General features: G+C 37.1%; 25 protein-coding genes. 14 read left to right on the top strand and 11 right to left on the bottom strand.

Features of this window, described 5'->3' with window-relative positions; all coding sequences use genetic code 11:
• The first annotated feature begins 21 nt into the window (after positions 1-21).
• The gene (locus ACLBXA_RS11975; protein ID WP_000616051.1) at positions 22-576 is read left to right on the top strand and encodes a DUF2777 domain-containing protein; all 555 of its coding nucleotides are present in this window, start codon (positions 22-24) and stop codon (positions 574-576) included.
• A gap of 202 nt (positions 577-778) precedes the next feature.
• Here ACLBXA_RS11975 and ACLBXA_RS11980 read toward each other — a convergent pair whose 3' ends face one another.
• On the bottom strand, positions 779-1,144 hold the full coding sequence (locus ACLBXA_RS11980; RefSeq protein WP_000233496.1) for a YisL family protein: 366 nt from the start codon (positions 1,142-1,144) through the stop codon (positions 779-781).
• Positions 1,145-1,294: 150 nt separating this feature from the next.
• Here ACLBXA_RS11980 and rocD point away from each other — a divergent pair, with 150 nt between their 5' ends.
• Complete coding sequence (rocD, locus tag ACLBXA_RS11985) at positions 1,295-2,485, top strand: ornithine aminotransferase (protein ID WP_000616660.1); 1,191 nt, start codon at positions 1,295-1,297, stop codon at positions 2,483-2,485.
• Between the two features lie 110 nt (positions 2,486-2,595).
• Entirely contained in the window at positions 2,596-2,880 is a 285-nt protein-coding gene (locus ACLBXA_RS11990; protein WP_000926870.1) for a hypothetical protein, read from the top strand.
• 35 nt (positions 2,881-2,915) lie between these two features.
• Here ACLBXA_RS11990 and ACLBXA_RS11995 read toward each other — a convergent pair whose 3' ends face one another.
• Entirely contained in the window at positions 2,916-3,815 is a 900-nt protein-coding gene (locus ACLBXA_RS11995; RefSeq protein WP_447617228.1) for a fumarylacetoacetate hydrolase family protein, read from the bottom strand.
• Positions 3,816-4,061: 246 nt separating this feature from the next.
• On the opposite strand from ACLBXA_RS11995, the gene ACLBXA_RS12000 reads away from it, so the two are divergent.
• The 7 genes from ACLBXA_RS12000 (at position 4,062) to gerPF (ending at position 6,323) form a co-directional block, all read left to right on the top strand.
• A complete protein-coding gene (locus ACLBXA_RS12000; protein ID WP_000462848.1) occupies positions 4,062-4,241 on the top strand; it encodes an aspartyl-phosphate phosphatase Spo0E family protein in 180 nt (59 codons plus the stop codon).
• Between the two features lie 96 nt (positions 4,242-4,337).
• Positions 4,338-4,559, top strand: coding sequence for a spore germination protein GerPA (gerPA, locus tag ACLBXA_RS12005; protein ID WP_001111188.1), 222 nt, complete (start codon positions 4,338-4,340; stop codon positions 4,557-4,559).
• A 14-nt stretch (positions 4,560-4,573) separates the two neighbouring features.
• Entirely contained in the window at positions 4,574-4,780 is a 207-nt protein-coding gene (gene gerPB, locus ACLBXA_RS12010) for a spore germination protein GerPB (RefSeq protein ID WP_001012509.1), read from the top strand.
• A 67-nt stretch (positions 4,781-4,847) separates the two neighbouring features.
• Positions 4,848-5,462 carry a spore germination protein GerPC gene (gene gerPC / locus ACLBXA_RS12015; RefSeq protein ID WP_001070761.1) on the top strand — a complete coding sequence of 205 codons (615 nt, stop codon included), beginning with the start codon at positions 4,848-4,850 and terminating at the stop codon, positions 5,460-5,462.
• A gap of 6 nt (positions 5,463-5,468) precedes the next feature.
• Positions 5,469-5,663 carry a spore germination protein GerPD gene (gerPD, locus tag ACLBXA_RS12020; protein ID WP_001052807.1) on the top strand — a complete coding sequence of 65 codons (195 nt, stop codon included), beginning with the start codon at positions 5,469-5,471 and terminating at the stop codon, positions 5,661-5,663.
• Between the two features lie 15 nt (positions 5,664-5,678).
• Complete coding sequence (locus ACLBXA_RS12025) at positions 5,679-6,065, top strand: spore germination protein GerPE (protein WP_000902327.1); 387 nt, start codon at positions 5,679-5,681, stop codon at positions 6,063-6,065.
• A gap of 42 nt (positions 6,066-6,107) precedes the next feature.
• Positions 6,108-6,323: a spore germination protein GerPF gene (gerPF, locus tag ACLBXA_RS12030; protein ID WP_001141566.1), complete on the top strand. Its 216-nt coding sequence runs from the start codon at positions 6,108-6,110 to the stop codon at positions 6,321-6,323.
• Between the two features lie 137 nt (positions 6,324-6,460).
• Here the strand turns inward: gerPF and ACLBXA_RS12035 are convergent, their stop codons facing one another.
• The 6 genes from ACLBXA_RS12035 to ACLBXA_RS12060 form a co-directional block, all read right to left on the bottom strand.
• On the bottom strand, positions 6,461-6,748 hold the full coding sequence (locus ACLBXA_RS12035) for an RNA polymerase alpha subunit C-terminal domain-containing protein (protein WP_000255717.1): 288 nt from the start codon (positions 6,746-6,748) through the stop codon (positions 6,461-6,463).
• 12 nt (positions 6,749-6,760) lie between these two features.
• Positions 6,761-10,486, bottom strand: coding sequence for a helicase-exonuclease AddAB subunit AddA (gene addA / locus ACLBXA_RS12040; protein ID WP_242297054.1), 3,726 nt, complete (start codon positions 10,484-10,486; stop codon positions 6,761-6,763).
• Positions 10,483-13,998 (bottom strand): helicase-exonuclease AddAB subunit AddB, encoded by a 3,516-nt coding sequence (gene addB, locus ACLBXA_RS12045; RefSeq protein ID WP_242297053.1) that lies wholly within the window; start codon positions 13,996-13,998, stop codon positions 10,483-10,485. Before addB ends, addA begins: the two co-directional genes overlap by 4 nt.
• A 115-nt stretch (positions 13,999-14,113) precedes the next feature.
• Entirely contained in the window at positions 14,114-14,677 is a 564-nt protein-coding gene (gene lepB / locus ACLBXA_RS12050; RefSeq protein WP_000751896.1) for a signal peptidase I, read from the bottom strand.
• Positions 14,678-14,733: 56 nt separating this feature from the next.
• The gene (locus ACLBXA_RS12055; protein WP_000347517.1) at positions 14,734-15,327 is read right to left on the bottom strand and encodes a TVP38/TMEM64 family protein; all 594 of its coding nucleotides are present in this window, start codon (positions 15,325-15,327) and stop codon (positions 14,734-14,736) included.
• Between the two features lie 428 nt (positions 15,328-15,755).
• On the bottom strand, positions 15,756-16,337 hold the full coding sequence (locus ACLBXA_RS12060) for a competence protein ComK (protein ID WP_000444446.1): 582 nt from the start codon (positions 16,335-16,337) through the stop codon (positions 15,756-15,758).
• A 283-nt stretch (positions 16,338-16,620) separates the two neighbouring features.
• Between ACLBXA_RS12060 and ACLBXA_RS12065 the strand changes: the two genes are divergently transcribed.
• Together ACLBXA_RS12065 and ACLBXA_RS12070 are read left to right on the top strand one after the other, a co-directional pair.
• Positions 16,621-16,806 carry a hypothetical protein gene (locus ACLBXA_RS12065; RefSeq protein ID WP_000391375.1) on the top strand — a complete coding sequence of 62 codons (186 nt, stop codon included), beginning with the start codon at positions 16,621-16,623 and terminating at the stop codon, positions 16,804-16,806.
• A 350-nt stretch (positions 16,807-17,156) separates the two neighbouring features.
• Positions 17,157-17,360 carry a hypothetical protein gene (locus tag ACLBXA_RS12070; protein WP_000356915.1) on the top strand — a complete coding sequence of 68 codons (204 nt, stop codon included), beginning with the start codon at positions 17,157-17,159 and terminating at the stop codon, positions 17,358-17,360.
• Between the two features lie 201 nt (positions 17,361-17,561).
• On the opposite strand, the gene cspA is transcribed toward ACLBXA_RS12070, so the two are convergent.
• The gene (cspA, locus tag ACLBXA_RS12075; RefSeq protein ID WP_000301518.1) at positions 17,562-17,765 is read right to left on the bottom strand and encodes an RNA chaperone/antiterminator CspA; all 204 of its coding nucleotides are present in this window, start codon (positions 17,763-17,765) and stop codon (positions 17,562-17,564) included.
• 283 nt (positions 17,766-18,048) lie between these two features.
• On the opposite strand from cspA, the gene ACLBXA_RS12080 reads away from it, so the two are divergent.
• Both ACLBXA_RS12080 and ACLBXA_RS12085 read left to right on the top strand, forming a co-directional pair.
• Positions 18,049-18,543, top strand: coding sequence for a DUF6584 family protein (locus ACLBXA_RS12080; protein WP_001060337.1), 495 nt, complete (start codon positions 18,049-18,051; stop codon positions 18,541-18,543).
• A 19-nt stretch (positions 18,544-18,562) separates the two neighbouring features.
• Positions 18,563-19,354, top strand: a complete 792-nt coding sequence (locus ACLBXA_RS12085; RefSeq protein ID WP_000073811.1) for a phosphotransferase — start codon at positions 18,563-18,565, stop codon at positions 19,352-19,354.
• A gap of 109 nt (positions 19,355-19,463) precedes the next feature.
• Here the strand turns inward: ACLBXA_RS12085 and aceA are convergent, their stop codons facing one another.
• Complete coding sequence (aceA, locus tag ACLBXA_RS12090; RefSeq protein ID WP_000787346.1) at positions 19,464-20,741, bottom strand: isocitrate lyase; 1,278 nt, start codon at positions 20,739-20,741, stop codon at positions 19,464-19,466.
• 23 nt (positions 20,742-20,764) lie between these two features.
• Positions 20,765-22,354 (bottom strand): malate synthase A, encoded by a 1,590-nt coding sequence (gene aceB / locus ACLBXA_RS12095; RefSeq protein WP_000107342.1) that lies wholly within the window; start codon positions 22,352-22,354, stop codon positions 20,765-20,767.
• Positions 22,355-22,504: the final 150 nt, after the last annotated feature.

Here is a 22,504-nt window from a genome sequence, read left to right on the forward strand (position 1 = left end):
TTCATAAAGGAGAAATCGTGTATGATACAACGTAAACATATTTTATATAACCAGCCCCGTGCTCATACAGTCGGTAATGTAGAATATATAAACAATGAATGGGTATTCTTTGATGATGAAAATGATGAAGCGTTTTTATTAGAAGATATTGCCGAAGATGGGTTTGAAGTTTTATATAATAACAATTGGCTACCAGCCCGTTTCTATGAACAAGATGTATTACAAATCGCCAACGAACAACACCATTTGCAAAATGGTGAAATGATACGTATTCGAAAAAAGTTACTTCTTAGTTATAATGAATGGCTCGAGGAATTACCTGACTCCGTCTTCACATTATTAACTGAATCATTGCAATCACTTCACTACTCTTTATATGATTGCATGTATTGTCATAATTATTTATCTTTCTTACCGAAAGAGGAGTCACGCGAAGGAGTAAATATTCTTTTGTTTGATAACGAAGAGATGATTTGTACACTGCAGCACCATTTCGTCCGTCACACTACATCCAATAAAAATATGTTCCGTTTTACGAAAGTAAATGGGGAAGAGTTGCATATCGATGCGACATAAAGTGAAACTTTAATCAGTGGGGCAGCCCCACTGATTATTAGCCTTCACCAATCGGGTGTTTACGAGCAGTTGATCTCCCGCCTAACTTCTTTGCTTAAGCTGAATTTTGAGGTGGAAGTTTTACTGCCAGTTAATACGGGATAACGTAAAAAACCACCTTATCTCCCAAGTCTTTGAGATTATAAGGTGGTTTTATTTTTTATTAGAATACTTTCCAGCCAATCGGTAATTTCAGCCCAAGGTAAAATACTGCTACTAGCGCAACAATAAATAAGCCCCAAACCGCCCCTGTTGGTTTGTTTTTGCTCATTTTCACAAGAACCATTTCCATTCCACCGATAACTAAAATACCAGTTAACATTTTTAAGCCATACCACATGTGCATGCTACCTGTTGCTGTCTTCACAATACTCATGTACAACATGAAGCCTGTCACAATAATGATGATATACATTAGGCGAAGCCCCATATGTACACCTTTACCTTTTCTTCCTGCTGAATAAAGTGAATACGCAACGAAGAATAAAATTAAACCTAACGCCCATGCTGTAATATGCATATGTACCATCGTATCCCTTACCTCCTCTTTTCACACTTTTTCACTCTATATGATAACATGTTCATTTATTTTCAGGAAATGTTTCGCTTTTTTACATTTAAATGATATAATATTTAGAGTATTTACAAACTTCTTGTAATAACAAAAGGGGGAACAATCATGATTCAAACTAAGGATATTATCGAACTTACAGACACATACGGAGCAAATAACTATCACCCACTTCCAATCGTTATTTCTAAAGCAGAAGGTGTTTGGGTAGAAGATCCTGAAGGAAACCGCTATATGGACTTATTAAGTGCATATTCTGCAGTAAACCAAGGTCATCGTCACCCGAAAATTATTAACGCTTTAATTGACCAAGCTAATCGTGTTACGTTAACTTCTCGTGCTTTCCATAGCGATCAATTAGGTCCTTGGTACGAAAAAGTTGCGAAACTAACTAATAAAGAAATGGTACTTCCAATGAACACAGGTGCTGAAGCTGTTGAAACTGCAATTAAAACAGTTCGCCGCTGGGCTTATGATGTGAAGAAAGTAGAAGCAAACCGTGCTGAAATCATCGTTTGTGAAGATAACTTCCACGGACGTACAATGGGTTCTGTTTCTATGTCTTCAAATGAAGAGTACAAGCGTGGATTCGGTCCAATGCTTCCTGGCATCGTTGTAATTCCTTACGGTGATTTAGAAGCATTAAAAGCCGCAATTACACCAAACACAGCAGCATTCATTTTAGAACCGATTCAAGGTGAAGCTGGAATTAACATCCCACCAGCTGGTTACTTAAAAGAAGCTCTTGAAGTATGTAAAAAAGAAAACGTTTTATTCGTAGCCGATGAAATCCAAACAGGCTTAGGCCGTACTGGTAAAGTATTCGCTTGTGACTGGGACGATGTAACTCCTGACATGTACATACTTGGTAAAGCACTTGGTGGCGGTGTGTTCCCGATCTCTTGCGTTGCAGCAAACCGCGACATTTTAGGTGTATTTGAGCCAGGTTCTCACGGTTCTACATTCGGCGGTAACCCACTTGCATGTGCTGTATCTATCGCAGCTCTTGAAGTGTTAGAAGAAGAAAAATTAACAGAGCGTTCTCTTCAATTAGGAGAAAAATTAGTTGGGCAATTAAAAGAAATTGATAACCCAATGATCACTGAAGTTCGCGGTAAAGGTTTATTCATCGGTATCGAATTAAACGAGCCAGCTCGTCCTTACTGTGAACAACTAAAAGCAGCTGGTCTACTATGTAAAGAAACACACGAAAACGTAATTCGTATCGCACCACCTCTAGTAATCTCTGAAGAAGATTTAGAGTGGGCATTCCAAAAAATTAAAGCTGTATTATCATAATAATAGAGAGGTTGTCCGGCATGTTGGGACAACCTCTTTCTTTTTATATTCATTTATATTAAGATAAAATCGTAATTTTCTGTATTTTAAAATCGTAAAGGAGGTGCGATATGCTATTAAGATACGGTAAACAGATTAACTATTTAGCTACATCTTTTATTTTAGTTACATTCTGTGGCTTCCTACTTTCCACAACATGGCTTACTCACTACTCAACTCCTACTACATTCACACTACTGAAAGCATCATTTTGGACTGCTGTTATTCTTACTATCATTGGTTTTGGACGAGAAAAAAGTGCACTTACGGTTATACTATTTGGCATTTGTACACTTGCATTCATTGGCCTTTACACTTTTTCCGTTATCGATTACCTCTATAACCCAAGGCCATAAAAAAGAGCTATCTTTTAACAAGATAGCTCTTTTCTTTATTTCACTACATTTCGCAAAGTACCAATTCCTTCTATTGTAATGACCACTTCATCACCAGCATGTAAAAACTTCGGTGGTATAAAACCTTTTCCGACACCAGCCGGGGTTCCTGTTGCGATAATATCACCTGGTTCTAAAGTCATTCCTTTGCTTATCGTTGAAATAATTTCTTCTATCGAAAAAATCATTTTATTTGTGTTGGAAGTTTGCCTTACTTCTCCATTTACTACCGTTTCAATGTGTAATGCATTCGGCGCATTAACCACCGATTTATGAATTAAATACGGTCCCATCGGGCAAAATGTATCGAAGCTTTTCCCAAGGAAAAACTGTTTATGTTTTCTTTGAATGTCTCGAGCTGTTACATCATTTATAATCGTATAACCAAAAACATGCTCAAGCGCTTTTTCTTTTTTAATTTGCTTCCCTCGCTTACCTATAATGACAGCTAGTTCTCCTTCATAATCTAGTTCGTCCGTTGCGTGAGGGTGACCATTAATTTGCTCATTTATGCCAATAACTGTTGTTGGTGCTTTCGTAAAGATCATTATATTTTCTGGAATAGACTCTACTCCGCCCATTTCTACCGCATGCTCACGATAGTTTTTTCCAACGCACAAAATATTCTTTCTTGGCCTTGGAATCGGTGCTAATATTTTCACCTCTGTTAACGGATAATACGCCGCTTCCCCGTTCTCTTTTGCCCAATTTACAATTTCACATACTTTCTCAAAGCACTCAGTCCCTCTTTCAATACACTCTAACATTGTAATAGGGATTGTAACCTTTTCCCCTTTTTGTCTTTGCGCTTCTCTTAAGTGTAATACCTTTTCTTCTTCTTCATCCACAATACCTACAAATACCTTTTCTTCTTTCTTCGCCGTTACAAAACGCAATATTTCCACTCTCCATCCTAAAACTCATACCCTTTAATTGTATTCGCATCCGCAAGAAAAAAACCTTCTCATGCACGCTAATTTTTACAATATTCTTCTCACATCCTATTCGTTACCCCTCTACATTTGGCATAAAATGTAGAATTTTTACTTTTTTTAGCGAAGGTATTTCTTTTTTATGGAGTTTTTGTATAATATGTACTACATATATACTAAAAATTTCATTTAGAGATGGAGCCGATTTCAATGTTTGAGCAAGCGATTGAAAAAAAACGTGAAAAAATGATTTATTTTGCTGAACGCTATGGAATGACTTCTCAAAAAACAGTGGATTGTAGCCAAGAACTGGACAGGCTCTTAAATGTAATTTGGCATGTACATACGGATTTTCACTCAAATCAAACACTCAACACACACACGCAATAATGTGTGTGTTTCTTTTATTTCAAAAAAACACACATTTTATCGGAAACGCCCATACAATAGTAGAAAAGAAAATTTTAAAAACGAAGGGTGTTTTGTATGCCAGCTATGGTCGGACATATTCGTATCGTCAATATTGGATCAAGTGGTATTTTTCATATTGGAGATGTATTTGCGATTAGGCCTATTAGTTACTCACGTGCTTTCGCCGGGGCCGGCTCTTTTAATGTTGGAGATAATGTTTCTGTCTACAATTATCAAAGTGCAACGACTGTTAATGATTCAGATGTCGTTGATCAAGCGATAATTGGTTCAACTTAAAGGGGGCGATTGTATTGAATTTTTACGTAAACCAAAGCATTATCATTAACAGCATTAAAATTGATAGCATTACAACCTCTTCTGTATTCCAAATTGGCACTGCCGGAAGTATTAAAGCCCTATCCAAATTTTCAAATACGGGCGGATTTACGGAGCCGCTTCGCCCATTACAGGCAAACGGACAAATTATTTCTATCAAACCATCAACTAGTTCTTCTTAAGACATCCTTGTCATAAATATATAGCAGGAATATTTTTACCCTCCCTATTGAAAAGGAGGTTTCACAAATGAATCAAGATATATATACTTACTTACACCAACTTCAACAAGCTCTTCAAACACAACAAGCAGCCATCCTCAATTTAGAAGATCAAGTGCGTCAACTCCAAGAAGAGCTTAACGAATTAAAAAATCGCCCCTCCTCTTCTGTAGGAAAAGTGGAATACAAATTCGATCAATTAAAAGTCGAAAATTTAAATGGCACTTTAAATATTGGCTTAAACCCATTTTCAGCAAAAGGACAACAAATTGAAGATTTTCAAGTGGATACAGAAACATTGAAGGTAAATCCTGAAACCGAAACAAACCCAGACTTTTATCAAGGTATCCTCCAAGAAATGCATCGATACTTAGATGAAGAAGCATATAATCGTATTCTCCATTTTGAACAAGAAGAGAGAACACCGCTTGATGAAATGTATCGACAAATGATGGTGGATGACATAAAAAAACAGATGGAGCATCGACTCCCTTATTATTTATCACAAGTTCAATCATATGAAGGTATTTCAACAGATCCAGATTATTTACGAGATATCATTATCCAGGCAATGAAACAAGATATTGACAAAGCCTTTCTCTCATTTATTCAGCACATACCGGGAAATTTCCGAAAGGAGTAAGTATGTATGAACCTTAACGTTGTAAACCGTGAGTTAAAAGTCGGACAGATTAAAATGAACGGTGTATCGTCGTCCGCACTCTTTTTAATTGGAGATGCAAATCTCCTCATTCTATCTTCTATTCTCGATACACCATTTGAAACAGTTACAGAGGGTCCATTTGTACCATTAGTAACAGATGTCCCTCCTACTCCAGGTTAAGGAGACTGAGAAATTATGTTGCATCATGTGTCCATTGTCCAAAATGTTTCTATTATTTCTTTAGGGATTACTGCCGTATTTCAAGTTGGAGATGCAAACCAAATGGAATTAAAAAGTAGAGCTCTTGCCGTCCACCGTGAAATTCCTTGTTATATAAGGGGAGAAGGTCGCTTTGATGCTTTTGAAATCTTTACAGATGAACACATTACAATTCCAAAACGAACGACAGATGTAAAATTAAATATTGTAAATGAATGCCCTTTTATTGAAGTTAATAATGTTGAATTGCGGACACTTTTAAATTCTGGTTGCTTTCAAATTGGAAATGTTGATTATGGTTTTAATAACTCTCGTATTATGCAAATCCGCCAATATATTACGGATGAACCTTCCGCACAATAATTCATATAGTAAGTAAAAAGCTTAGTAAAGTAGGTGGATGGTATGCCTTCGGTTGTAGGAAATCTCGTCGTTCAAAATAGTAACGGCTCTTTCAACTTAGGAGATTTTTATAACGTATCTCCGAAAGAAAACACGAAAGCTTATAACGGATCTGGGGCTTCCAATGTTGGATTTGTCGTAAATACGTTTAACGGTGTTAGTGCAACAAATACGTTTGATTCTGATGTGGCGGATCAAGATCAGATTGGAACAGCGTAAAAAAAGTAGGAGATATTCTCCTACTTTTTTCTTTTATCTAATTCAAAATTATTAAAATGAAATTTTAATAAGAAAGAGCTTTACTGTCCACAAATAGCAGTATAAACAAGTAAGTAGTAAAGAGGCACTATTTCATTTTATTTAAATGATAACCCTCTCTCCTCCAAAGCCTTTCTAAGCTTCGGCATAGACGCAGGTCCCATACCATGCAGTTTTAAAATCTCTTTTTCACTATACTTGGATAGTTCTTCTATCGTGTGAATTCCATGGTGCTCTAGCGCATTTCGTGCTGGTGATGAAAGAAGTGAAAGAAATCCTGTTTTAGGTTTCTTTTCTTTCTCACAAGTCGGGCAAGTTGGGCAATCGCTACTTTTGTAGTATTCATGTCCTTTTTCACAAGTTCTTAACGTTTTTTCCGTTACCATTTTCAAGCCCCTCTATTCCTCAATATTTACAACATGATTCCCATCAAAGAAGTATAAACATTTCTCTTTCACAGGATGTTGTAAGCTTTTCTCCAGCGCTTTTGCATATAACGAAAGCTGTACTTTATATCGATCTTCTAAAATTGGTTTTGCTTGTTCGAATCCGCCTGGGAATTTCCCTTCAATCGTATCTGTTTTGAAGTCGATTAACGTAATGCCGTCTTCCTCTTCAATCATGCAGTCGATAACCCCTTGGACAAGAATCGTTTCTTCACTCTTCCCTTGCCAATCTTGATATGCTTCTTCTGCTGCAAGCATCATCGTAAATGGCACTTCACGCTCAACACTTTTCGCCGCTAGTACCCTTTTACCTAAATCACTGTCAAAGAATGAAATTACTTTTTCAATCGCTATTTCTTCCGCCTGCTCGAATGTTAATAATTCCTTATTTACCATTCCAGCAATTTGCTCTTGCAGAACTTCAACCGTAATCGGCTTCTTCAAATCAACATGCTGCATAACGGCATGGACTGCTGTTCCACGCTCTGCGTACGTTAATCCTTTTTTCTCCATAAAGCGCGGACGTGTTTTAATTGGCGTACGTAGTTTTTTAATAAAGGCATTATCGCTACCTTCTTCAGATTGATAATTTCTCTTTATTTCTGTAACAGATTGCTTCGCACGATAAGATGTTGCATCCTCATATCCGTACTTCCACATTAATCTGTCGTACACTTCTTCTTTCCGTTCACTTTGCAGGGGAACAGCCTTTTTCTCACGAAGCGCTTCTAACAATTCTTGTTTCTCTTCTTGAACTGGCTCTGGTGCAAGTAGCGTGTTACCGTCCACAACTTCTACTTTCCAGTTCGTCTCATACCCGTAAATTTCATCTGGAATACTTCCTTGTCCTAATTCAAGAAGCATTTCACTATCACGGTGTCTATATAATGAAGGTGCAATCCAGTCTAAATAACAAGACGCTCCGGCACGTATGTGATCCGGTAATAACCATTCACTATGTTCCCTCGCATCAAGCCATTTTTCCATCTCCTTATTTGCATCCTTAACTGTTCCGATTAAAATTAACTTCTCTTTCGCACGCGTCAACGCTACGTATAGTACGCGCATTTCTTCCGCAATTAATTCCATTTTCATTTTACGTTTAATCGCAAGCTGTGATAATGTCGTGTATTTAATTCGTTTACGCGGATCGATAAATTGCGAACCGAAACCGAAATCTTTATGGAGTAAGAAACGTTTCATTAAGTCTTGTGTATTAAAACGACGGCCGAGTCCAGCTACAAATACAACCGGGAACTCTAGCCCTTTACTTTTATGGATCGTCATGATGCGAACAACGTCTTCTTGTTCACCGAGGGCCCTCGCCGTCCCCATATCATCACCGCGTTCTAAAATACGTTCAATAAAACGTAAGAAGCGGAATAATCCTCTAAATGATGTTGCTTCATATTGTCTTGCACGGTCATATAGTACGCGTAAGTTTGCCTGCCTTTGCTTTCCAGCTGGTAAACCGCCAACGAAGTCGTAATAACCTGTCTCGCCGTACACTTTCCAAATTAAATCAGAAAGTGATTGTTGACGTGCAAATTCACGCCATCCTTGCAGTAAGTTATAAAACCACTCTAGTTTTTCATGAAGTTCTTGTTCCTCTTCAAGCGGTGCACCTTTTAAGAATGAGCTCATTACTTCATAAAACGAGCCTTTCTTTCCGTGAGCACGAAGCGTCGCAAGGTCTTCATCGTTTAATCCAACGATTGGGGAACGAAGTACAGCTGCAAGCGGGATATCTTGCAGCGGATTATCAATAACGCGGAATACGTTCATCATAATATTTACTTCCGTTGCTTCAAAATAACCAGTCGCAAGGTCAGCATATACCGGAATTCCTTGCAATTTTAACTCTTCCATAATTTGCGGCGCCCACGGCATGGAGCGAAGTAAAATAACGAAGTCGCGGTATTGTACAGGACGCATACTATCCGTTTTACGGTCATACACTTCATAACCGGAATCAACCATCGCTTTAATGCGCTGCGCCATAAGGCGAGCTTCAAGCTGTGCTTTTTCGACTTCTGCACCTTCTTCACCGTCTATTACTTCTTCTTCCGTTTGCTGAATACAGAGTAATTCTGCCGCTACATCTTCACCTTCTGGATAGGTAGCACCTAGTTTTAATTCAGCGTCAGCATCGTAGTCAATCTCTCCAACTTCTTCGCCCATAATTTGTTTGAAAATGAAGTTCGTACCTGCTAGTACTTCATGACGACTACGGAAGTTTTTCGCTAAGTCAATCTTCATTCCGCCGCCCAATCCTTCTTGTGTGAAGCGTTTATACTTTCCTAGGAATAGTCCTGGTTCAGCTAGTCGGAAACGATAAATCGACTGCTTTACGTCACCAACCATGAACAAGTTTCCTTCACTCTCAGAATCTTTCGTTACGAATTTAATAATGGATTCCTGTACAAAGTTCGTATCTTGATATTCATCGACTAATACTTCAGTAAATTTATTACGATATTGGAGCGCCACTGCTGACGGATTCATTTCACCATTTTCACTTTGTTCACTTAAAATTTGTAAACAGAAATGCTCTAAATCTGTGAAATCGACCATTCCTTTATCTCGCTTCATCGCTTGGAAACGCTCTGTAAATACTTTTACAAGTTGAACAAGCTTTTCTAATACTGGGTGCATATCTTGAAAATCTCGTAAGAAACTTTCAGGTTTGCGGCTAAATAACTCTTCTTGTAATTTCTTTACTTCATCTTTCGCTTTATTACGAAGAGAGTCTACTTGTTTTACAACATCTTCATTGTAATCACTTTTCTTAATACGCTTTAACGTTTGCCACGATACGTTTTGCATCGCTTCATACACGCTTGTCCACGACTCACGAGCAGCTGATGATAACGTTCCAAGTAATGCTACATCTGCTTGCAGGGTTTCAACGCGAGGCGCTGGACCGTCAGGAAGCATTGCGAGTTCAGTTGCCTTACGAATATGCTGTTCCGCTGTTTCAAGCTGGAATTTCACATCTTCTAATAAATAAGAAGCATATACTAAATCTTCAATTGTCTTTCCTTCTACGTCATATGCTTCTACTAATTTATCAAGCCATTTTTCCGGATTTGGATGCGCTCTTGACTCTGTATGAAGCGCTAAAATCATACGTTGTAAGTCATCATCACTACGGTCACTCGTATAACGATCAACAAGTTCAAAGAAGATTGTATTATCTTCGATTCCGTACTCTTCTTCTAATATGTCATCTAGCACTTCTTCTTTTAACAATTCATTTTCTGTTTGATTCGCAATACGGAAACGAGGATCAACATCCAGCATGTAGTAATATCCTCTAATTACTTGTAAACAGAATGAGTGAATTGTTGAAATGGAAGCTTTATTTAATAGGCTCAGTTGCTTTCTTACATGCTGAGAGCCTGGTTCATCAATTAATACCTTTTCTAACGCTTCCCCAATTCGATTTTTCATCTCTTGCGCTGCTGCATTTGTAAATGTTACAACGAGCAGGCGGTCGACATCGACTGGATTCTCTTCATTAATAATCTTTTTAATAATACGTTCAACTAATACTGCTGTTTTACCTGATCCAGCTGCAGCCGCAACTAAAATATCACGTCCGTTCGCTACAACAGCTTTCCACTGGTCATCTGTCCATTGACTACCTTCTGGTTTTTTAGGCCAATTTTCTATCATTCTCCGCCAACCTCCTCTCTTATTTTCTCCATCGCTTCACTATCTTTCATATCTTTTAACGTACGGAATTGATTATCTTCAAGTGACTCATCAAATTGACAAACAGATTTGAAGTTACAGAACGTGCACGCTGCTTTATTTCCCATTTTATAAGGAGCAATATCGATAACACCTTCTGTAATATCTTTTCCGATATTTTCAAACGTATGGTGTACATATTTTTGCAGTACGTTAAACTCTTGCTCACTTGCAATACTTGAACGCGCACTAAAGCTACCGTCTTTTTTCAGGCCAGCAGAAATAATATCTGAACTCCCTGTTGAAAGTTTGTTATCCATTAAACGAACAACGTCAGCATCTCCTAATACGAGTCCTTTCATTTTAAATTTCTTTAAAATTTCTTTTTCAATTTCGGCTTCAGATGCGTCACCTTTCATTTCAACAATTGGATTATGGATATGAAAATACAATACACCCGCTGGTGATGCTGCTTGGCCTTTTTTCATCCACGTCTGTGCATTCGAAGTAACAACATCTAAATACGTTAACATTTGAAGTGCTAATCCGTAATACACTTCTGTTAAATCTAACGCTTTTGAACTTGATTTATAATCAATAATACGTAAGAACGTCCCGTTCTCATCTTCTGCCTTATCAACACGGTCAATACGGCCGACTACTTCCATCTTCACACCATTTGGTAGTGAGAATTCCATCGGCGGAAGTGATCCTGTACCGCCCATACCGAATGGCACTTCTAAATCAACTGGTACGAATCCGCTCGACTTCGCATGTTCACGAAGAATGATTGACGTACGGAAAATGATTTGTTGTAGTTTTTGTTTTAAATAGAAATGACGGTTTGAACTTAATAAAATTTGTCGTTGTAATAACGGTGCGATTTCTTCTATTACTAAGACAGAAAGATACTCACACTCTTTTATAGATAAATCCGCCCAAGTGCGGTTTTCACGCAATAACTTATCCGCAATTTTCTTTAATGCCGCATGGAATAATTCACCGATGTCTGGTGCATCAAGCTTGAAAATATCACGCTCTCTAAGTGATAAACCGTGCTGTGCAAAATGAGCGTATGCACAACGGTTAAATAGTTCCATACGAGAGACGCTTCCTTTAATTATATCTCCATATAAATCTCTACTTACTGCTGTACTTAGCTTCTTCGCACGATTTCGATAGAATAAACTTGATAAGACGCGGCTACTTTTTTGTTTCCATTCATCTGAAGTTACGTAGAAGTTGTATACGTCCCACCAAAAGTCTAAATTCCCTTCAAATCCGTATCGCTTCCACGTTTGTAGTTGCTGCATAACGTAAGATAACGTTACTTCTGGCGTTGCTACGTATGAAATTTGTTCTGAACGTGATAAATCATTTACGTCATTCGTAATAAATGAATCTTTCACATTAGGGAACATTCTTTTTATTTTCTTAATAAAGCTAGACGCAAGTAACGTCTTTCCTTCTTCATCTGCAAGCGGGCATGAAATGTATAACCTCTCAGACGCTCTCGTTACCATTTGATACATAACGAACTGTTCTTCTAACAAAGTTTGTCTCGTCGTTGGCGCTAATTCAATCCCTGCCGCACCAAGAACTTCTCTTTCCTCATCAGAAAGCATACCTTCATCCATAGGTGCTGCTGGAATGACCCCCTCATTTACACCTATAATAAACGTTGCTTTCACGTCAGATAACCTGGAGTGATCAATATTAGCAATTAACACTTGGTCTAATGACGGCGGAATGTTAGCAAATTGAAGTGCCTCAAGACCTGTCGACATAACGTCCGTAAACATAGAAAGAGACATTTTCTCTTCACCAAGCATCTCTACAAATGTATCAAGAAGACTCATTACTTCTTCCCATACTTGTTCATGATCTGTCGCAAATAAGAAATCTCCACTTTCTTCTGCACGTATACGTAATTCTTCTAGCTTCTTCGGAACATCCAGTTCTTCTAAAAATAAGTAAACTGCTTCACACATTTGCATAACTGTTCCTGCACGCTTTAACCTTTTTTGCATGCGAATAACAGGTGTTCTTACAACGTCACGTAACATATTTATTTTCTCTTCCATTTCACGTTCACTGTCTGTAATCATCCCGTTCGTATCATCAAGAGAACGATAACGGCGATACATCCATGGATCCTCTGAAGTCCACCTCTTTCCTTGTACACCGTACGCTAAACAGTAATTTTCAAATTCATCCATTTCTTCACGCATCGTTTCTTTTCTTACGTCTAATGGATATAAAAGCTCTGTTTTCACGCAGCGGAACACCGCATCATAACGCCAATTCCCACTAATAATCTCGAGTGCAGAACGAATACATTCTACTAATGGGTGGTGTGACATCGGACGCTTTTCATCGATGAAGTGCGGGATATTGTAATCTGTAAATAACGTGCGCATCACATCGTAATAACTTTCCCCATTACGAAGAAGCACTGCAATATCTCGGTAACGATATTTTTCATTCGCAACAAGTTTACGAATTTCACGAGCAACACCTTCTACCTCCGCTCGTAAATTCGCAGCTGTGCTAATCGTTACACTCGCTTGACCGTTAAATTTTTCATTCGGACGCGCTTCATAATGAGCTTCTAAATGCGCTAATGCCGGAGAATGAAAACGCGGCTGTTCCATAAGTGGAATTGTTTTTTCAATTTCTATTTTCTCTTCACGCGCTACTTGTTTGATTTTTTCATACGTTAACGTCGTTTCATAAAATAAATCGAGTTCATTTACTGGCTGTGCTAACGTTTTTTCATCTATCGTTAACGTGATCGTAACTCTCGCTCCGCAAATCATAAGCTGTCTTACAATCTCTAACTCTTGCGGGGAGAATGAATGAAATCCATCTATATAAATTTCCGCACCATTTACATATTCAGACTGCGGAAGCTTTTCCACTAGCAATTGCAGGTAGTCTTCTGAATCTAAATATTTTCCAATTAAAGCACGTTCAAAATCATCGTATAATAGCTGTACATCATACACTTTATTCGCTAGTAACTTTTGTTCGGCACTGCTACTATGCGCATCCAATTGTTGCCACATTTCATATACGTTAGATGGCGTTACATTGTAACGTTTAAACTCTGCAATCATACTGCCAAGATGTTCAAAGAAACCGTTTTGCTCCGCTGCTTTTTGGAACACCGATAATCCATCTTTACGAGACTCTACAATTTTACGGAGTAACATATGTACACCCGCTTCATCAATATGAAGACGACTCGCTCCGCCAACTTCTTGTAGTACCTTCCACGCTAATCGTGAAAAACTAAAAACTTGTGCCCGAATAGAACCTCTTACATCCTCACTTCCAATTAACGCCTGCTGCGTCTGGAATGTCATCTGTTCTGGCACAAGATATAATATTGTTTTCCCTCTCGGGCGTTGTTTTAACTCTTCTTGCACTTCGCGTAAACAAAGTGTACTTTTTCCACTTCCCGCTCTACCAATCACAAATCGAAGTGACATGTAACCCCACCTTTCACTTACATAACGAACGTTAGTTTGCTACTATAATTGTATTATAGTACACGAAAAAAGACAAACTGAGTTGTTTGTCTTTTCTATACTTCTATCTATTATATCAACCTTTTGAAAAATTCGTTTGCACCTCTTGAATTGGCCAATATCGCAAATCAACTTTACCGACGACTGTATCAGCTTTTACAAAGCCAAAGTGTCTACTATCCCAGCTCCCGAGCCGGTTATCACCTACTACAAAAATAAACCCGGGTGGCACCAGCTTTTCTTTCGTTAACTCTTCTAATTTAAAGTCGCCTGTTAGTTGCCTTCCATTTATCTCTTTCTTATATTTCTCTAGATACGGCTCATCAATAAATTGTCCATTTATATATAACTTATCATGCTTATATTCAATATGATCTCCAGGTAAACCGATAATTCGCTTTACATAGTCCTCTTTTTTATTCGCATGAAACACCACAACGTCAAATCTGTTCAAGTCCCCAACTTGATAACTCACCTTATTTACAACGAGCATATTACCATCTTGCAATGTCGGCATCATTGACTTCCCCTCTACAACATACGTTGAGAAGAAAAACGTTCGAAAAAATACAGCTAATAATACACCAATTAAAATTGTTCGTATCCACTCTATGCCTTCTTTTTTCAAAGTTTTCTTCATCCGCTTCTCCCCTTATCCTTTAATACTGAAGCTTTCCTTTACAAAGAAGACTATTCTTAATGTAGTTCTAACTTTACTTCAATTTTCTTACCGACATACCATAAAATAAAAATACCAATCGCTACAATGACTGATTTCACCGGATTATGAATAAATGACATTAAATCATGACCGATATACGTTAAAATAAAAATCATCACAAGTTTTCCGAATGCTAACGCTAGCCCAAACTGTTTTACACTAATTCGTGATAAACCAGCGACAACATTTATTAGCGCTGACGGTGTAAACGGAAAACAAAATATAACAAAAATCGGTGCGAATCCTTTCCTTTCAATCCACCCCATTGCTTTTCTTACTCTCTCATGCTTATTTACAAACGAAAAGAAACGACTGCGACCAAAATGGCGGATGATGAAAAAGACAAGTAATGCACCCATTACTGATCCAAGCCATGAATAAAGAAAACCGAGCCAAAAGCCAAATGCAACAGCATTCGCCAGTACAAATACAATAAGCGGTAATGCTGGAATCAACGCCTCTATCATCGGTAAACCAATACCAAGAAGTGGTCCGAACGCTTTATAACTCTCAACAATATGATCCATATTTTCTGGTGAAAAATACTCTTTGATTGTCTGAAAATCCATTCTACACTTTACCCCTTTACTCTAAATACTATCCCTACTGTATCATTGCTTATATGAAAGAGGAAATGGTAGATACGACATATGGAGATGTATTTATTAAAGTTTCCATATCTTTCATAAGAATTCCTTCATTATTTAGCTATGATAATCTATCAATATTCGACAGGAAATGTCGTTCGTTTTGTTATTTAGGTGGTTTTCCGATATTTTTATCGGTAAATGAAATTACAACTCGGTTTTTCTAACACATCTCTTTATCTATAAAGATTGATAAAATGAAACTTTAATCAACCCTCACCAATCCGGCTTTTACAGGCAGCAGGGCCCCCACCTAACTTCTTTGCTTTCGCTGAATTTTGATGTGTGCGTCTTACTGCCCGGTAAATAGCGGATAAACAAAAAAGAATGGGGATGATTCCCCCATCCTTTCACACTTCGCCTTCCTTCACAAAATACACTCTCTCATAAGCAGGTCTTAATGTTGATTCCTCTTTTTTATCAATCTCTTTAAAACAAGGGCTCCCTTGTTTTTTCCTACGATCTTCATATTCAGTACGCAATTTCGCTGTACGATTTTGTTGATTTTCAAAACTAGTTTTTGATATTTCTAATTTCACAGCAAAGCCATTTATAAACCTAATAATAAGATTTCCATCTTTTAATTCTTTATTACCTTCAATATAAAAATGAGACAACCAAGCGCACTCTTTTCTAGAGTAAGAATAGGTAGGGAAAAAATAAAGTTGATCTGTAGGACTAATCGCAATCGGTGCTTTATGTGTAATATGAGTTAATTCTTTCGTTCCTTCTTTTCTGCCTAAGAAACTAGAACCATGCTTTCGGCAACTTCTTTCTATAATATCTAGTGGTTTTTGAAATACGAAAAAAGAATCATTCATTTCAACGACTCGCGTAACAATTTTCTTTTCACTTAGAATAACAGGAAGTAAGGCCATCGTATTTTTCGTTACAACATAATTTTCGACATAGCGTTCCACTTTACTTTCCATACTCTATTATCTCCTTTTTTCCATTTATATTAGCAGCTGCATATATAATTTTAGCACCTATGAAAAGAAAACGGATTGCACATTCTACTATTTTACATTAATTTATTATTTATCAAACATTCTTCAAATTTCAAAATAAATATATAAAAATAACAAGATGGCATTGTGCACAAAAAAGCATTTATACTGCTATAAATATTTGAAATCACTTCCTCATTTCACATCATTACAACAATTAACTTTGTTATAATTAAAATGTAAATCCAATATATGGAGGGCCACTATGGAAGAAAAAGAGATCCAACCATCGATTCAAATGAAAAATAGTAGCGTCATTATCGTGAAAAATTCAGCTAGTATTATATTCGGTTTATTTTTTATTCTGCTATTCTTTGCCAAACCGTTTCGTAAATCAAAATGTACAGAATGTAAAAAACGTGAGAAGAAAAACGTAGCGAAAAAAGAGTAAAAGGCCTTCCTTTTTGGAAAGCCTTTTTACATTTGTAGTATCATTTTATTTATTCTTCTTCACCCTTAGAAAAACAACTATATTTTCTTCCAAGGTTCTCTACATCTTTTTTGATTTGTAATATGATCCTTATATAAAACATGAGAAAGAGTATTTGTACTTGTTACCCGCTTTTAATTTTTACTAAAAAATTTAAATTTGTACATCTTTTTCCATCACTAACAATTCGTCAATTAATTAACTTTGTAATATAAGTTTTGTATATAATGTCATTCAAAAACACAATATATATAAGTAGCTATTTATAATTACATTGCTTTTTATCGAATTCTAAAAAGGAGTTGTATACTATGGATAAAGAAAATCTATTAAGTCAGCAGGTTAATAGCATCCCCTCAGATGCTCTGAATACTCCTAGCAAGGAACAAGAACAACTGTTAGAAACATCATCTCAAAACGTACAAAATTCCAATAACAATACTAACAAAAAAGATGAGACTCAAGGTCTATCTGGAAAAGATTCCCCTATTTCAATAAAGAATACAAACTTATAGTTATTTACTATCATACGCAGCAAATGCTCTTGCTGAACTAATTCTTATACAGAAACTAATACGCATTCCCGATAATTTTTTACCAGTTGTAACATAGAAAAAGAGATTTAGATATAAAAACAGGCTCTGAAAAAAATTTCTGCACAACCTAAAAAAAAAGGATGGCATTAGCCATCCTTTTTTCCATCATCAACTATAAAATTATAGTTTGATTACGTTTTTAGCTTGAGGTCCACGGTTACCGTCTTCGATTTCGAAGCTAACTTTTTGACCTTCTTCTAAAGATTTGAAACCGTCAGTTTCGATTGCTGAGAAGTGTACGAATACGTCGTTTTCGCCTGGAACTTCGATGAAACCGAAACCTTTTTCGTTGTTAAACCATTTTACTTGTCCTGTTACTGCCATAATTATTTCCTCCTAAGAAAATACAAATTTTAAATTTTTTAGTCTTCCTGTCTAAAAAAAGAATCCACACATTATCAAATACGAAACATAAACTAGTTCTCACATACTTTTTCTCGTTCGTTTTCAGCACTTGATAACATATGGATTGCTTAATTTAACTATTCAACTGACATCATCATAGCACATTAAAATAAAATGTACAATCTTTTTCTAAAATGGAATTTCTAATTTTTAGTATTTCTTATAAAATATAATTATCTCTATTCCAAATAAGGAGGAATTTATGAACAACAAAATTCCTAGAAAAACATTAAAAAGAATCGAAGAGGATATTGAAAATAATAATCTTGGAAAAGCAAGAGACAGATTGCACGGCCTCATCTTTACATACCCAAATGAATTACATCTTCGAAAACAACTCGGAGATATTTATTATAAATTACAATATCCAGAAATGGCTGGACGTTACTGGTATCTAGAGGAGCATAAAACAGATATTATGCATGAATCATGTTTATTATTTGAGAAATCAATGGGAAATAACCCTCATCATATTGCACGCGCTTTAAAGTTTAAAGGCGATTCTAACCATATAAAAGCTTTGTATAAAGATCAACCTTTATCTTCAGTGCAGAAGAAAGTAGCAGAGGAGTTAATTTATGAGTATAAAGAAACATGGCAAGATAAGCTAGTTCCTTTTGGCTGTCTAGCATTCCTTGCTTGCCTTCTCTTTTCTGCCATTGTTGGTCTATTCACTATTTGGAATTGGATTTTTTAATTATAGGGGGAATTTTCACATGTCAAACTATGATAACGAAGAAAAGCTAACAGGCGGAAACGTTTCGAACGTATATCGTTCTGAAAATACTGTTCGTCGAGAGTTAAAGCCAGATAGCGCAAAAATCCATAAGCTATTACAACACTTAGAAAACAAAGGATTTCATTATACTCCAAAGTTTTTAGGTGTAGATGAAGAAGATAGAGAGGTTTTATCCTTTATTGAAGGAGAAGCTGGGAATTATCCTTTAAAAGAATATATGCGATCTAATGATGTATTAAAAGGAATCGCAAAGATGCTCCGCCTTTACCATGATGCTGTAAGTGATTTTCCGTTATTAGATGATTGGAAACCGATGGATCACACGCCAAATAACATTGAGGTTTTATGCCACAATGATTTTGCCATATATAACATTATTTTTAATAATGAGAAGCCAGTAGGGATTATTGATTTCGATGTTGCTGCTCCTGGTCCAAGACTATGGGATATCGCTTATACACTTTATACTTGTGTGCCTTTAAGTAGAGTGTATTATACAGAATCTGGTGAAGCCATTCATTATGAATCATCGCAACATGCAGATCGTATTAAAGAGAGAGTGAAATTATTCGTTCAGTCCTATGGTAAAAATATGGATGAAGATTACTTAGGAATGGTGTTGCTACGATTAGAAGGGTTATGTACATATATGAAACGAAAAGCGCAAGAAGGCGACTTGAATTTCCAAAGAATGATTGATGAAGGACATCTAGAGCATTATGAGAAAGATATGAAGTTTATTCGTAATCATAGGGCTGAGTGGCGTTGATTTAGTAATAAAGAAAAGTTAGTATCGTTTTTTGCCGATAAATTGATATCTCTTTTCGAATCGTTCACAAAATAACAAGGGGCCCCCTTCAAACAGGTGCCCCTTCCTTTTATTTCGTAAACTGTGCTTCTTCTGTAGATCCTTTTAACGCTGTCGTTGATGAAGTTCCGCCTGTAATCACTTGTGCAACTTCATCAAAGTAACCTGTTCCTACTTCGCGTTGATGACGTGTTGCAGAGTAGCCGTGTTTTTCTGCGGCAAATTCAGCTTGTTGTAGTTCAGAGTATGCTGCCATGCCGCGCTCTTTATAGCCACGTGCTAGTTCAAACATACCGTAATTTAATGAATGGAATCCAGCAAGTGTTACGAATTGGAACTTATAACCGTAAGATGCGATTTCCTTTTGGAAGCTCGCAATTGTTTTTTCATCTAGTTTTTGTTTCCAGTTGAATGAAGGTGAACAGTTATATGCAAGTAACTTTCCTGGATGCTCCTTATGAATTGCGTCCGCAAATCGTTTTGCATCTTCTAAATTTGGTTCCGACGTTTCACACCAAACGAGGTCTGCATACGGTGCATACGCTAAACCGCGCGCAATCGCTTGATCAAGACCTGCATTCGTACGGTAAAATCCTTCTGGTGTTCTTTCTCCTGTAATAAATGCTTTATCAACAGGATCGATATCGCTCGTAATTAAATCAGCTGCATCTGCATCTGTTCTTGCAACGATAATTGTTGGCACTCCCATTACATCTGCTGCAAGACGTGCAGAAATTAAATTACGTACCGCTGTTTGCGTTGGTAGTAGTACTTTTCCACCTAAATGGCCACATTTTTTCTCTGAAGATAATTGATCTTCAAAATGCACACCTGATGCACCTGCTTCAATCATACCTTTCATCAGTTCGAATACGTTTAATTGTCCACCAAATCCAGCTTCTGCATCTGCTACAATCGGTACGAAATAGTCTGTATCATCGCTTCCTTCCATATGTTGAATTTGATCCGCACGTTGAAGTGTTTGATTAATTCGTTTCACTACAGCAGGTACGCTGTTCGCTGGATATAAACTTTGGTCTGGATACATATGTCCAGAAAGGTTTGCATCAGCTGCCACTTGCCAACCACTTAAGTAAATCGCTTTTAACCCAGCTTTTACTTGTTGCATCGCTTGATTTCCTGTTAATGCGCCAAGTGCGTTAATATAGTCTTCTGTATGAAGCGATGTCCAAAGCTTCTCAGCACCGCGGCGCGCTAATGTATGTTCAATATCAATTGATCCGCGCAGGCGAATTACATCTTCTGCCGAATATGGACGTGTGATCCCTTTCCAACGCTCATCTAATTCCCAGCTTTCTTGTAATTTCTCAATTCTTTCGTTTTTCATTTATTCCATCCCCTTTTCATTTTTTATAAAATTTCATAACCTGGTAATGTTAAAAATGGTACGAATTCATCATTTCGAACGAGATTTGTAAACAACATTGTCGCCTCTTGGAATCTCCCTTTCTTAAAGGCTTCCTTACCAATCTCTCTTTCTATTTTTGCTAATTCTTCTTCTTTTAGCTCTTCCATTAATTCAAGCGTAATATTACGACCATCATTTAGTTTTCCACCTTCATGACGAATCCATTGCCATACTTGTGCTCTTGAAATTTCAGCAGTTGCCGCATCTTCCATTAAGTTATAAATGGGTGCTGCTCCCCGTCCGCTTAACCAAGATGCAATATATTGAATACCTACGCTAATATTCATGCGAAGGCCCTCTTCTGTAATCGTTCCCACCGGTACCTCTAGTAAATCGTTTTCTGTTACACATATTTCTTCACGTTTTCTGAAAATTTGATTTGGTGTTTTCATAATGTGATTAAATACTTCCATTGCAACCGGTACAAGTCCAGGGTGAGCAACCCAAGTCCCGTCATGACCGTCTAAAGCTTCGCGCTCCTTATCAGCACGCACTTTTTCAAAAGCTGCTTCATTCGCTTCTGGATTATTTTTAATCGGAATTTGTGCCGCCATTCCTCCAATTGCTGGTGCATTACGGCGGTGACACGTTTGAATTACTTTCAAAGAATACGAACGCATAAATGGCGCTGTCATCGTGACTTGTGCTCTATCTGGTAGTAAGAATTTATTATGATTACGGAAACTCTTTAAAAAGCTAAAAATATAATCCCATCTTCCACAGTTTAAGCCAGCAGAATGATCTTTTAGCTCATACAAAATTTCATCCATTTCAAACGAAGCGTGAATCGTTTCCAGTAACACAGTTGCTTTAATCGTTCCATTTGGAATGCCGATATATTTTTGAGCAAATACGAATACATCATTCCATAATCTCGCTTCTAAATAACTTTCCATTTTCGGTAAGTAAAAGTATGGGCCGCTCCCTTTTGCTAAAAGAGCTTTCGCATTATGGAAAAAGTACAAGCCGAAATCTACTAAGCTACCTGACATATTTTCCCCATCAACTTGCATATGCTTTTCCTCTAAATGCCATCCTCTTGGACGTACAATGAGTACAGCTGTTTTCTCATTTAATCTATATTCTTTCCCTTTATCATTTTCATGTGAAATCGTTCCCTTTACTGCATCTCGTAAGTTGATTTGACCTTCCACTGCATTTTCCCAAGTTGGTGAATTCGAATCTTCAAAATCCGCCATAAAAAGATGCGCTCCTGAATTTAAAGCGTTAATGACCATCTTTCTATCTACCGGTCCAGTAATCTCTACGCGGCGATCCTCTAAGTCTTTTGGCAGCTTGGCAATTGTCCAATCCGCTTCACGTATGTGTTTTGTTTCTTCTAGAAACTTCGGAAACTCCCCTGCATCAATTCTCTTTTGTTTTTCTACACGTTTTTGTAAAAGTTCTATGCGGCGCTCATTAAAATTCTCATGTAGTTCCTTCAAAAAACTAAGCACCTCAGGTGTCAATATTTCGTTGTACGCTGGTAACATTTCTCCAACGAGTGTAACCCGTGAAGTTTGCGTCGACATATTAGCATCCCCTTCTTAAACTGTTTTATAACAGATTTGATTTCATGTTTTATATTATATAACAAATCTTCAGAAAAGGAAGTTTTTTTTGAAAATTCACTTCATTTTTTTTCAAAACGCCATTCTTTCGCGCTTTATTTCATACAAAAA

Source organism: Bacillus sp. D48C (assembly GCF_053345735.1).

What these genes read in the sequence shown, in the direction of transcription:
- lepB (WP_000751896.1), bottom strand. Translation starts at nt 14,677, where the DNA reads ATGAAGAAAACTTTGAAAAAAGAAGGCATAGAGTGGATACGAACAATT.
- ACLBXA_RS12085 (WP_000073811.1), top strand. Translation starts at nt 18,563, where the DNA reads ATGTCAAACTATGATAACGAAGAAAAGCTAACAGGCGGAAACGTTTCG.
- ACLBXA_RS12065 (WP_000391375.1), top strand. Translation starts at nt 16,621, where the DNA reads ATGGAAGAAAAAGAGATCCAACCATCGATTCAAATGAAAAATAGTAGC.
- ACLBXA_RS12055 (WP_000347517.1), bottom strand. Translation starts at nt 15,327, where the DNA reads ATGGATTTTCAGACAATCAAAGAGTATTTTTCACCAGAAAATATGGAT.
- ACLBXA_RS12035 (WP_000255717.1), bottom strand. Translation starts at nt 6,748, where the DNA reads ATGGTAACGGAAAAAACGTTAAGAACTTGTGAAAAAGGACATGAATAC.
- ACLBXA_RS11980 (WP_000233496.1), bottom strand. Translation starts at nt 1,144, where the DNA reads ATGGTACATATGCATATTACAGCATGGGCGTTAGGTTTAATTTTATTC.
- addB (WP_242297053.1), bottom strand. Translation starts at nt 13,998, where the DNA reads ATGTCACTTCGATTTGTGATTGGTAGAGCGGGAAGTGGAAAAAGTACA.
- ACLBXA_RS12000 (WP_000462848.1), top strand. Translation starts at nt 4,062, where the DNA reads ATGTTTGAGCAAGCGATTGAAAAAAAACGTGAAAAAATGATTTATTTT.
- ACLBXA_RS12080 (WP_001060337.1), top strand. Translation starts at nt 18,049, where the DNA reads ATGAACAACAAAATTCCTAGAAAAACATTAAAAAGAATCGAAGAGGAT.
- ACLBXA_RS12060 (WP_000444446.1), bottom strand. Translation starts at nt 16,337, where the DNA reads ATGGAAAGTAAAGTGGAACGCTATGTCGAAAATTATGTTGTAACGAAA.
- addA (WP_242297054.1), bottom strand. Translation starts at nt 10,486, where the DNA reads ATGATAGAAAATTGGCCTAAAAAACCAGAAGGTAGTCAATGGACAGAT.
- gerPA (WP_001111188.1), top strand. Translation starts at nt 4,338, where the DNA reads ATGCCAGCTATGGTCGGACATATTCGTATCGTCAATATTGGATCAAGT.
- ACLBXA_RS11975 (WP_000616051.1), top strand. Translation starts at nt 22, where the DNA reads ATGATACAACGTAAACATATTTTATATAACCAGCCCCGTGCTCATACA.
- ACLBXA_RS12025 (WP_000902327.1), top strand. Translation starts at nt 5,679, where the DNA reads ATGTTGCATCATGTGTCCATTGTCCAAAATGTTTCTATTATTTCTTTA.
- gerPF (WP_001141566.1), top strand. Translation starts at nt 6,108, where the DNA reads ATGCCTTCGGTTGTAGGAAATCTCGTCGTTCAAAATAGTAACGGCTCT.
- cspA (WP_000301518.1), bottom strand. Translation starts at nt 17,765, where the DNA reads ATGGCAGTAACAGGACAAGTAAAATGGTTTAACAACGAAAAAGGTTTC.
- aceB (WP_000107342.1), bottom strand. Translation starts at nt 22,354, where the DNA reads ATGTCGACGCAAACTTCACGGGTTACACTCGTTGGAGAAATGTTACCA.
- gerPC (WP_001070761.1), top strand. Translation starts at nt 4,848, where the DNA reads ATGAATCAAGATATATATACTTACTTACACCAACTTCAACAAGCTCTT.
- ACLBXA_RS12070 (WP_000356915.1), top strand. Translation starts at nt 17,157, where the DNA reads ATGGATAAAGAAAATCTATTAAGTCAGCAGGTTAATAGCATCCCCTCA.
- rocD (WP_000616660.1), top strand. Translation starts at nt 1,295, where the DNA reads ATGATTCAAACTAAGGATATTATCGAACTTACAGACACATACGGAGCA.
- aceA (WP_000787346.1), bottom strand. Translation starts at nt 20,741, where the DNA reads ATGAAAAACGAAAGAATTGAGAAATTACAAGAAAGCTGGGAATTAGAT.
- gerPD (WP_001052807.1), top strand. Translation starts at nt 5,469, where the DNA reads ATGAACCTTAACGTTGTAAACCGTGAGTTAAAAGTCGGACAGATTAAA.
- ACLBXA_RS11990 (WP_000926870.1), top strand. Translation starts at nt 2,596, where the DNA reads ATGCTATTAAGATACGGTAAACAGATTAACTATTTAGCTACATCTTTT.